This is a genomic window from Micrococcus sp. R8502A1 (assembly GCF_006704135.1).
Taxonomy (GTDB): Bacteria; Actinomycetota; Actinomycetes; order Actinomycetales; family Micrococcaceae; genus Micrococcus; species Micrococcus luteus.
The window spans coordinates 1-10,750 of the sequence record NZ_VIGS01000065.1; the positions used below are offsets into that span (position 1 = coordinate 1).

Annotated in this window: 7 protein-coding genes, 1 tRNA gene, 1 other RNA gene and 1 pseudogene; 5 read left to right on the forward strand and 5 right to left on the reverse strand. The window is 73.2% G+C overall.

Annotated elements, in window-relative coordinates; translation table 11 throughout:
* Window positions 1-620, reverse strand: a 620-nt coding sequence (locus tag FLM69_RS10110) for a thermonuclease family protein (protein ID WP_255502818.1), incomplete at its 3' end; no start/stop codon positions are given.
* Window positions 621-770: 150 nt separating this feature from the next.
* Window positions 771-1,703: a TspO/MBR family protein gene (locus tag FLM69_RS10115; protein WP_060974368.1), complete on the reverse strand. Its 933-nt coding sequence runs from the start codon at window positions 1,701-1,703 to the stop codon at window positions 771-773.
* A gap of 114 nt (window positions 1,704-1,817) precedes the next feature.
* Here FLM69_RS10115 and FLM69_RS10120 point away from each other — a divergent pair, with 114 nt between their 5' ends.
* Both FLM69_RS10120 and poxB read left to right on the forward strand, forming a co-directional pair.
* On the forward strand, window positions 1,818-2,714 hold the full coding sequence (locus FLM69_RS10120) for a haloacid dehalogenase (protein WP_141844103.1): 897 nt from the start codon (window positions 1,818-1,820) through the stop codon (window positions 2,712-2,714).
* Window positions 2,715-2,844: 130 nt separating this feature from the next.
* Window positions 2,845-4,560, forward strand: coding sequence for a ubiquinone-dependent pyruvate dehydrogenase (poxB, locus tag FLM69_RS10125; RefSeq protein WP_141844105.1), 1,716 nt, complete (start codon window positions 2,845-2,847; stop codon window positions 4,558-4,560).
* Window positions 4,561-4,647: 87 nt separating this feature from the next.
* Here the strand turns inward: poxB and FLM69_RS10130 are convergent, their stop codons facing one another.
* The gene (locus FLM69_RS10130) at window positions 4,648-6,210 is read right to left on the reverse strand and encodes a sodium:alanine symporter family protein (RefSeq protein ID WP_060973436.1); all 1,563 of its coding nucleotides are present in this window, start codon (window positions 6,208-6,210) and stop codon (window positions 4,648-4,650) included.
* Between the two features lie 217 nt (window positions 6,211-6,427).
* A tRNA-Ser gene (locus FLM69_RS10135) sits at window positions 6,428-6,513 on the reverse strand.
* A gap of 155 nt (window positions 6,514-6,668) precedes the next feature.
* Here FLM69_RS10135 and ffs point away from each other — a divergent pair.
* Window positions 6,669-6,765, forward strand: an RNA gene (gene ffs, locus FLM69_RS10140) — signal recognition particle sRNA small type.
* A 17-nt stretch (window positions 6,766-6,782) separates the two neighbouring features.
* Entirely contained in the window at window positions 6,783-7,769 is a 987-nt protein-coding gene (gene gluQRS / locus FLM69_RS10145) for a tRNA glutamyl-Q(34) synthetase GluQRS (RefSeq protein ID WP_141844107.1), read from the forward strand.
* Between the two features lie 39 nt (window positions 7,770-7,808).
* On the opposite strand, the gene FLM69_RS10150 is transcribed toward gluQRS, so the two are convergent.
* Window positions 7,809-8,474, reverse strand: a complete 666-nt coding sequence (locus tag FLM69_RS10150; protein WP_141844109.1) for a malonic semialdehyde reductase — start codon at window positions 8,472-8,474, stop codon at window positions 7,809-7,811.
* A gap of 78 nt (window positions 8,475-8,552) precedes the next feature.
* Here FLM69_RS10150 and FLM69_RS10155 point away from each other — a divergent pair.
* Window positions 8,553-10,658, forward strand: a pseudogene (locus tag FLM69_RS10155) (DNA polymerase III subunit gamma and tau); the annotation flags it as partial.
* Window positions 10,659-10,750 lie beyond the last annotated feature (92 nt).

The window sequence follows — 10,750 nt, forward strand, 5'->3', positions numbered from 1 at the left end:
ACTCCTGCTTCCGCGTCGTTGTTTTGGACCGATGGCGCTCCGACCACGGCCCCCGCGTGTGGGTGCGCCGGCCGCACCAGGTGTTCGGCGGGGGTCGGGGCCGCGGTGCCGCACTCCCCGGAGAACCTGCCGACGCCGTTCGCCCGGGCCTCCTCCCACGCCGCCTCGACCTCGGGCAGGAAACGGTCGTTGCCGTCGAAGACCGCCGGCTCGCCGTAGCCCAGGCGGGCCATCTCGGCGTTGACCAGGACGCCGTCTGCGTACACGCCGGCGAGGAGGCGGTCATAGCGGTCGTAGAGCCGGCGGTCGTACCGCAGCACCACCGTGTCGCCGGGGCTGATCATCGACTTCAGCGCCGCCGTCGCCTCCGGGCCCATGCACTCGACCGGCTTCGAGGGGTGGCGGGTCTCGGGGGTGTCGATGTTGAGCAGGCGCACCCGCGTGGACACCTCGCCGAGTGTCACGCGGAGCGTGTCGCCGTCCGAGATCGACTCGACCGTGACCACGTCTCCCTCGGTGCTCTCCGGGATGACGCCGTCGTCGGTGGCGGTGCAGCCGGTGAGCAGGAGCAGGGACAGTGCGGCCGCGGGGAGCGCCGCGCGCAGACGGGCAAGGGGCACGAGGATCCTGGAGGGGAAGGGACGGGGACATGACGAAGGCCCCGCCGTGAGGCGGGGCCTTCGGATCACCACATCATCGCATGTGGGAGGCACAGGTGTTGCCGCACGTCACGACAGCATCGGTCCCCGTTCCGTCAATGACGACGGGGGTCAGCGACGGCCGTCGATGGGGTCGCCGCCGCCGTCGAGTGCGTCGAGGACGAGGTCGCGGGCCTCGCCCGTCGCGGACCGGCGGGAGAGCAGCAGCGCGGCCAGCCAGCACAGCAGGACGATCGCCGCGCCGCCCCACGCCAGGAGGGCGAGGCTGCCCGAGAGCAGCCCCGTGCCGTCCGCGCGGCCGACGCCGATCCACACCAGACCCCACGCGAGCGCGAACGCCGGAGCCGGGCGGCCGCCGTTGTACACGGCCGTGAACGCACCGATCAGCACGGCCACCACGAGCATCACCTTCGCCCAGAGGGACGACTGCCCCGGATCGCCGACGACGCCGGTCGAGGCCAGCCACGCGGCCAGGTTCGCCACGGCGGCGATCGAGACCCAGCCCAGATGCAGGCCCTGCACCCCGTCCAGGAGGATCCGCTCCCCCCAGCTGTGCGCGCGGACGGATTCGAGGAGCACCAGGATCCACGCCAGGCATGCCAGCAGCAACGCGATCACCACGACGCTCAGCCCCAGCAGCCCGGCCTGCACCGTCCAGATCCACGCGGCGTTGAGCAGCACCGAGACCAGGATCCACGGTCGCAGGCGGTCGTGACGGGCGGACTGGGCCGAGGCGAGGAACTGCCACACGGCGTACGCCAGCAGCCCCGCGTAGATCACGGACCAGATGCCGAACGCGGGGGTCGCCGGGGACACCCAGGTGGCGTCCGGGCCGAGCCAGCCGCCCGCGGCCTCGGCCACGGGGGTCAGGCCGCCGACGACGCCGGAGCCCAGGAACGCGGCCACGACCGCGAGGATCACGACCACGAGCATGGCCACCCGGCCGCCCGTCGAGGACAGCCCCGTCCCCGAGCTGGGGACGCGCGCCGCGGCGTCGGGGCCGAAGGGGCTGCGGGACGGGCCGAGGTCGGTGGCGGTGCTCATGGGTGCTCCCGTGGGGTGATCGTCGGGGGTGTGCCCCGGGCGGGGCGGGTCTCAGGGTCAGCGTAGCCGCCGGGCCCATCGCGGGCACGGGCCACCGCGGCCTAGGGTGGGGGCATGCGCACTTCCTCCCCGATAGGACTCCTGCTGGACGTGGACGCCCCCGTGGCCTCCACCGAGACCCGGACCGTGCCGGAGGGGATCATCGACGTGCTCGTCCGCCTCGCGAGGCGCGGGGTGCCGGTCGGCTTCAACACGGGCCGCTCCACGGACTTCCTCCTGCACAGCGTGATCGCCCCGCTGCGGGACGCGGGCCTCCCGGACGACGCTCCCTTCCACGCGATCTGCGAGAAGGGCGCCGTGTGGTTCCCGTTCTCCGCGGTGCCCTCCGGGGACCTGCCCGACGTCACCGTGGACGGCACCGCCCCGGACTGGCTCCGCACCGACCCGGACATGGCCATCGACGCGGACACCCGTGACGCGATCTGGGCCCTCAACGATGAGCGCGCCGGGGACCTGCAGTTCACCGACCGCACCAAGCTGGCCATGGTCTCCCTCGAGAAGACGGTCGGCGCCGACCAGACGGAGTACGAGCGGGTGCGCGACGACGTCGCCGCGGGCGTCGAGGATCTGCTCGCCGAGCGCGGACTCGCCGAGGAGGTGCGCGTGGCCCCCTCGGTGATCTCGGTGGACGTCGAGCACCGCTCCTCCGGCAAGGACCTGGGCGTCGAGCGCTGCTTCGACCTGCTGGCGGAGGCGGGCACCCCGGTGCCCGAACGCTGGCTCACCGCGGGCGACTCGCGCAGCGACTACGCCATGGCCGACCGGCTGCACGAGCGCGGACTCGCCGTGGAGCACATGGACGTGCGGCCCGCCGACGGCGTCCCCGAGAAGCCCTACGGCGTGGTGACGGCGGCGATCCTCGCCGAACGCGGCATCGGCGACGCCGACGACGTCCACGAGCGGGCGGGCGAGTCCCTGCTGCGCTGGGTGGAGCGCGACCTGCTGCGCTGACCAGGCCGGACGCCCCCTCTGCGGACGGCCGACCCTCCCCGGGCCTGGACCTCGACCCCTAGCGTGGAAGGGAATGCCGCGCCCCTGCCGAACCGGCCCGGGCGCCTCCCGACCAGAGAGAGGTTCCACCGTGGCCACCGTCGCCCAGAACATCGTCGAGACCCTCCACGCCTCGGGCGTGCGCCGCATGTACGGCGTGCCCGGGGACTCCCTCAACGGGCTGACCGAGGCCCTGCGCTCCCACGGCGGCATCCAGTGGGTGCACACCCGGCACGAGGAGACCGCGGCCTTCGCCGCCTCCGCCGAGTCCCAGCTCACGGACGAGCTCGCGGTCTGCGTGGGCTCGTGCGGTCCGGGCAACCTCCACCTGATCAACGGCCTGTTCGACGCCCAGCGCTCCCGCACCCCGGTGCTCGCGATCGCCGCGCACATCCCGTCGGAGGAGATCGGCTCGGGCTACTTCCAGGAGACCCACCCGCAGGACCTGTTCCGCGAGTGCTCCGTCTACGTGGAGCACGTCTCCTCGGCGGACCAGATGCCCCGCATGCTGCGCACCGCGATGCGGGCCGCCGTCGAGCAGCGGGGCGTGGCCGTGCTCGTGATCCCGGGCGACGTGGCCCTCACCGAGCTCTCCGCGAAGCCCGAGGTGATCCGTCACACGCCGTCCCGCGTCATCCCGGCGGACTCCGTGCTGCGCGAGGCCGCCGAGGCCCTGGACTCGTCCAAGCGGATCACCATCCTGGCCGGCGCAGGTGCGGCCGGCGCCCACGACGAGGTCGTGGCCCTGGCGGAGCGCCTGCAGGCCCCGATCGTCCACGCTCTGCGCGGCAAGGACCGGATCGAGTACGACAACCCGTATGACGTCGGCTTGACCGGCCTGCTCGGCTTCGCCTCCGGCTACCACGCGCTCAAGGAGGCCGAGACGCTGCTGATCCTCGGCTCCTCCCTGCCGTACCGGCAGTTCTACCCCGAGGACGCCACGGTCATCCAGGTGGACGTGCGCGGCGAGCAGATCGGCCGACGGGTGGCCGTGGACGTGCCGCTCGTGGGCGGTGTGAAGGAGACGGCCCAGGCTCTGCTGCCGCTGCTGCGCGGGAACTCGTCGTCGGCGTTCCTGGACAAGGCGCTCAAGCACTACGCCAAGACCCGCAAGGACCTCGATCAGCTGGCCTCCCCGGGACGCGGACGCGTGCACCCGCAGTACGTGGCCCGCCTCCTCGACGAGCTGGCCGACGACGACGTGGTGTTCCTGCCCGACGTCGGCTCCCCCGTGATCTGGGCCTCCCGGTACCTGACGATGAACGGGCGCCGCCGGATCATCGGCTCCCTGTCCCACGGCTCCATGGCCAACGCGGTCACCCAGGCGGTCGGCGCCCAGGCGGTCGACCCCACCCGCCAGGTGGTGGCGATGGCCGGCGACGGCGGGCTGGCCATGATGCTCGGCGAGCTGCTGTCGTTCGTGCAGAACGGCCTGCCCGTGAAGACGCTCGTGTTCGACAACGACTCGCTGAACTTCGTGGAGCTCGAGATGATGGCCGCCGGGTTCGTCCCCTATGGGACGGGCCTGGAGAACCCGGACTTCGCGGCGATCGCGGAGGCGGTCGGCATCAAGGGCTTCCGCGCGGACCACACGACGGACCTGCCCGCGGTGATGCGCGAGTTCCTCGCCCACGACGGGCCGGCGCTGCTGGTGGTCAAGACCGAGCGTCAGGAGCTGACGATCCCGCCGAGCATCGAGTTCGAGCAGGCCAAGGGGTTCGCGCTCTACGCCATGCGCACCGTCCTCGACGGCAAGGGCACCAAGCTGCTCGACCTCGCCAAGGCGAACCTGCGCCAGCTCTTCTGACCTGCCGCGCACGACGACGCCCCGGACGCTGGCGGCGTCCGGGCCGTCGTCGTGGTGGGGCGGGGAGAGCCCAGCCCCGCCGGTAGGTCAGGCGCGGTGGGCGCCGCCCTCGGCGACGATCGGGTGCTCGGCCGTGCCGGCGACGCCCTGGGTGATCAGGCCGTCGGCGCGGTGCTCCCAGAAGTCCGCGTTGCGGATGCCGAGCGGGCGCGGGTCGAACTGCGGGTCGAGACCCTGGCGCTTCTGTGCGCGGTAGTCCTTGAGGGCCTTGAGGGCCGGGCCCTGCAGCACCAGGATGCCGAGGATGTTCAGCCAGGCCATGGAGCCCACGCCGATGTCGCCGAGGCCCCAGGCCGCACCCGTGGTGGCGACGGCGCCGTAGGCCACCGACACGAGGATCAGGGCCTGCAGGAAGCGCAGCGCGACGCGGCGGACCATGCCGTTGCGCAGGTTGCGCGTGAGGAACACGATGTTGACCTCGGCCATGTAGTAGTACGCCACGATCGTGGTGAAGGCGAAGAACGCCAGCGCCACGGCCACGAACGTGGGGCCGAAGCCGGAGAACATGGCGTCGAAGCCGGTCTGGACGAAGGCCGGGCCCTCGGAGGCCGTCGGCGAGACGATGCCCTCGAACAGCAGGCCGGAGCCGGACCCGTCCGAGTACACCCGGTAGGCGCCCGTGGAGATGATGATGAACGCGGTGGCCGAGCAGACGAAGAGCGTGTCGATGTACACGGCGAACGCCTGCACGAAGCCCTGCTTTGCCGGGTGCGAGACCTCGGCGGCCGCGGCGGCGTGCGGGCCCGTGCCCTGGCCGGCCTCGTTGGAGTAGACGCCGCGCTTCACGCCCCACTGGATGGCGAGGCCGAGGATCGCGCCGAACACGGCGTGCACGCCGAACGCGCTGGCGAAGATGGAGCCGAAGACCTCGGGGATCTGGTCGAAGTTCAGGAACAGCACGATCAGCGCGAGGATGATGTACAGCACGGCCATCACGGGCACCACGTAGACGGCGAACGTCGCGATGCGCTTCACGCCGCCCAGGACGATGAAGGCCAGCAGGATGACCATGGCCAGGGCCACGACCCAGGCGGGCACGGCCCACGCCTCGCCCACGGCCGCGGCCACGCCGTTGGCCTGCACGCCCGGCAGGAAGTAGCTGGTGGCGAAGACGGTGACGACGGCGAACAGGATGGCGTACACCTTGAACGCGGGGGCGGCGGCCGTGTGCTTGTAGGCCTTCTCGAAGTAGTACGCCGGGCCGCCGCGGTACTCGCCGGTGTCCGGGTCGCGCTCCTTGTAGATCTGGCCGAGCGTGGACTCGATGAAGGACGTGGCGGCGCCGAGCAGGGCCATGACCCACATCCAGAACACGGCACCGGGGCCGCCGAACGCGATGGCTGTGGCGACGCCGCCGATGTTGCCCATGCCGACGCGGCCGGCGAGCGACATCATGAGGGACTGGAGGGACGAGGTGCCGTCCGCGGAGTCCTGGCCCTCGCGGAGCTGCTTCACCATGTCCGGGATGTTCACGAACTGCAGGAACATGGTCCGGATGGTGAAGTAGAGGCCGACGATCAGGCAGAGCCAGATCAGGGCCGGGGACCAGATGACGTCGTTCACGGCGGTGATGAGATCTGCGAAGGACATGGGGTCTCCAGATCGGGGTGGGGATGGCCGGTGCGGTGCGAGCTCCGAGCGGCGGCCGCCGGCGGTCCCGGACGACTGGGGAGAAGGATACGCGCAAATGTGACCCGCGTCTCGCATCCAGCGTGGCGGATCGGGAATCCGGGCGCGCGGCCCGCGACGACAGCGGCCCCGGACATGCGAAAAGCCCCGGAACCACTGGGGTCCCGGGGCTTGCCCGCGGAGGATGGGGGATTTGAACCCCCGAGGGCTGTTAACCCAACACGCGTTCCAGGCGTGCGCCATAGGCCGCTAGGCGAATCCTCCTTGGTGCGCCCTCCTGCGGCGGACCGCGCGAGGGCAATCTCCATCATAACCAGATCGTCCTGGGCCGCGCCAATCCCCCGCGGGAGGCGCGGGCCCGGCCCGGGGCTCGCCGTGCCCCGAATCGCTCCGCCCGCCGCCACCCTGGTAGAGTCGTCGGCGGCCCCTCACGTGGTGTCATCTCGCTGAACTCCCCCAGGACCGGAAGGTAGCAAGGGTAGGTGGGCTCTGGCAGGTGCGTGAGGGGTCTTCACTTTCCCCCAGGAGATCCCATGCCCGCCGGACGCTACGCCCCCTCCCCCACGGGAAGCCTGCACCTGGGCAACCTGCGCACCGCGCTCGTCGCGTGGCTCGCGGCGCGCGCCACGGACCGTGCCTTCCTGCTGCGGGTCGAGGACCTGGACCGCGTGCGCTCCGGGGCCGAGGCCGACCAGCGGGCGGACCTGGCCGCCGTCGGGCTGGATTGGGACGCCGAGCCGGTGCGCCAGTCCGAACGCACCGCCCTGTACGACGCCGCCGTGGCCGCCCTGCGAGCCGCGCACGGCGCGGACGCGGTCTACGAGTGCTTCTGCTCGCGCAAGGACATCGCCGAGGCGACGTCGGCCCCGCACCCGCGACCCGACGACGGCGCCCCCGCCTCCGGCGGCGCCGTGCCGCTGCGTCCGCCCGGCTTCTATCCGGGCACCTGCCGCGGCCTGACCGAGGCCGAGCGGGCCGAGCGACGGCGGGTGCGCCCCGCCGCCCTGCGGATCGACGTGGCGAAGGTCGCGGGCCTGCCGGCGGGCGAGATCCCGCGCGCGACCGCCGTGGACGTGCTGCACGGCGAGGTCACGGGCCTGGTCGACGACCTGGTGCTGCGCCGGAACGACGGGGCGTACGCGTACAACCTGGCCGTCGTCGTGGACGACCTGGCGCAGGACGTGGACCAGGTGGTCCGCGGCGACGACCTGCTCGACTCGGCCCCGCGCCAGCGCTGGCTGGCCGAGGCGCTGTGCGCCGCGCGCGGGGAGCCGACGCCCGCGGTGGAGTACCTGCACGTGCCGCTCGTGCTGAACACGGAGGGGCGGCGGCTGGCCAAGCGGGACGGCGCCGTGACCCTCGAGGACCTCTCCGCGCAGGACCCGGCGTGGACCCCCGAGCGGGTGCGGGACCGGCTGCTGGAGTCCCTCGGCCTGCCCGCGGGACCGCTGGCGGCCGCCGTGCCCGCGTTCGACCCGGCCGCCCTGCCGCGTGATCCGTGGGTGTTCACCGGGCTCTGAACGGGCCGGCGCCCTGGTCCGCCGCAGGCCCGGCCCCGGTCAGAGGACCTGGGCGGCCTGGTCGAAGTCGAGGCGGCCCTGGCGGGGCTGCTGCGCCTTCTCGTCGTCTGCGGCGGCGTGGCCCACGTTGATCACCAGGAGGGACTTCCAGGCACGGTCCGCATGGAACTCGGCGTCCACGGCGGCGGCGTCGAACCCGGCCATGGGGCCGACCTCGAGCCCGTGGGCGCGCAGGGCCACGAGCAGGTAGCCCACCTGGATGAGCGCGTTCGTGCGGCCCATCCCCTCGCGCATGCCCGGCTTGCCCTCGGCGTCCTCCTCGAAGCCCTCCCGGAACGGGGCGAGGTGGCCCATGTGGCGGTGCCAGTCGAGGTCGTAGGAGGCGATCAGCGTGAGCGGGGCGCGCTCCGTCTTCTCCCGGTTGAACTCGATCATGAGCGGAGTCAGGCGGGCACGGGCCTCGGGGCTGTCCACGACGTCGAGCCGCAGCGGCTGGTTGTTCATGGCGGTCGGCGCCCAGCGGAGGTCCGCGTAGGCCCGCTCGATCAGCGCGAGGTCGACGGGCTCGTCCGAGAAGAGCTGCGTCGTGTGGCGGTCCGCGAAGAGGCGGTCGATCTCGGCCTGACTCAGCGGTCCCGCGTCCGGGGCCGGCTGCGTGGGGTGGATCGTGTCCTCGGCGTCGGTGTGCATGTGCGTGGTGGTCATGGGCCAGGGAACGGGCCGGCGGGTGGGCGCATTCCCCGGCTTCCTTAGCCCGTCCGCCCGCCGGATAGGCTTTCGAGGGTGAGCACCGCCCTGTACCGCCGCTACCGCCCGGACCGTTTCGAGGACGTGATCGGGCAGGACCATGTCACGGTGCCGCTGCGCACCGCACTGGCGAAGGACCGCGTGAACCACGCCTACCTCTTCTCCGGCCCGCGCGGCTGCGGCAAGACCACGTCCGCCCGCATCCTCGCGCGCTGCCTGAACTGCGCCCAGGGCCCCACGCCCACGCCGTGCGGCGAGTGCGACTCGTGCCGGGACCTGGCCACCGGCGGGCCGGGCTCGCTGGACGTGCTGGAGATCGACGCGGCCTCGCACGGCGGTGTGGAGGACGCCCGCGGCCTGCGCGAGCGGGCCACGTTCGCCCCGGTCCGGGACCGCTACAAGATCCTCATCATCGACGAGGCGCACATGGTCACCGCGGCGGGCTTCAACGCGCTGCTCAAGATCGTGGAGGAGCCGCCGGAGCACCTGAAGTTCATCTTCGCCACCACGGAGCCGGAGAAGGTCATCGGGACCATCCGCTCCCGCACCCATCACTACCCGTTCCGGCTCGTGCCGCCGGAGCCGCTCATCGCCTACCTCGAGCAGCTGTGCGCGGAGGAGGGCGTGTCCGTGGAGAAGGGCGTGCTGCCGCTCGTGGTGCGCGCCGGCACGGGCTCGGTGCGTGACACGCTCTCCGTGCTGGACCAGCTGATCGCGGGTGCCCAGGAGGGCCAGGTCTCCTACGAGCTCGCGGTGAGCCTGCTCGGCTTCACCCCGGAAGCCCTGCTGGACGACGTGATCGACGCCGTCGCCGCGGACGACACCCCCACCGTGTTCCGCGTGGTGGACCGCGTGGTGCAGTCCGGCCAGGACCCGCGCCGCTTCGTCGAGGACCTGCTGGACCGCTTCCGCGACCTCGTGATCGCGCGTGCCCTGCCGGAGGAGGCCGGGGCGATCCTGCACGGCATGCCGGAGGACCAGGTGCGGCGTCTCTCCGCGCAGGCCGCGCAGCTCTCCCGCGCGGAGCTCTCCCGCCTCGCGGACATCACCAACCTCGCGCTGACGGACATGGTGGGGGCCACCAGTCCCCGCCTGCACCTCGAGCTGCTCATGGCGCGCCTGCTGCTGCCCGCCTCGGACGAGACGCACCGCGGCCTGGCCGCCCGCCTCGAGGCCCTCGAACGGCGCCTCGAGCTCGGTGGCGCCGCGCCCATCGAGGACGGCGCCTCCGAGGGCACGACGACGCCGGCCCGGTCCGGCACGCCCGCCGCGGACGGCGGCGGATCGGCCGAGAACGCGGAGGGCTCCAGCACTCTGACCGGTGCCGCGCTCGCCCGGGCCGCCATGCGGCGGCCGGAGGAGCCCGCGCCGACCGCGTCCACCGCCCCGCCGGAGCGCTGGACGCCGCCTGCCCCGCAGTCCGCGGCAGAGGCGCCGGAGGGGGACGCCGCCGCCGGGGCCACGGGGTCCGAGCGTCCGCAGCAGGCGCCGCAGCCCAAGCGGCCCGAACCGGCTGAGGTCGGGGCCCGTTCCGGGGACACGCGCCGCCCGGAGGCCGGGAGCCGCCCCGAGCCTGAGGGCCGGCCCGAGCCCGAGGGCCGGTCCCAGGCCCAGGAGCGCACCGGTGCCGCGCCGGCCCCCGCCCACGGGCCGGAGGAGACGGCCGCGCCGTCGGGCCCCACGCCCGCCCCGGCGGCGAGCCAGGTGGAGATGATCCGCCGGGCCTGGCCGGACATCCTCACGGCCCTCGAGGACGCCTCACGCCTGGTGTGGATGCTGGTGAAGGACAACGCGAGCGTCGCGGGCTACGACGGCTCGTTGCTGACGATCGGCTTCCAGCAGGACGGGCCCCGCCAGTCGCTGCTCGGCCGGGGCGGCGACCGCGTGCTCGGCGAGGCCGTCCACCAGGTGCTCGGCATCCGCCCGCGGCTCGACCTGATCCTCGGTGGGGACGCGCCGACCGGGGACGCCCGCGCACAGTCCAGCGCTCGCCCGGCCGGCCCGGCGCGGACGGACCGGCCTGAGCGTCCGGCCCCGCAGCAGGGCCGGCCCGACCGACCGACGGCGCAGCCGAACCGGCCCGCTCCGGCACCGGGGCAGGCCCCGCGCGAGCCGGAGTCCTCCCGCCCCACCCCGCCGCGCCTGTCCCCTATTCCCATCCCCCAGCCCACGAGGCCGAGCGCCACCTCCGACGCCGTCTTCTGCCTGTAAAAAAAAAACCCGCAAGTAGGGAA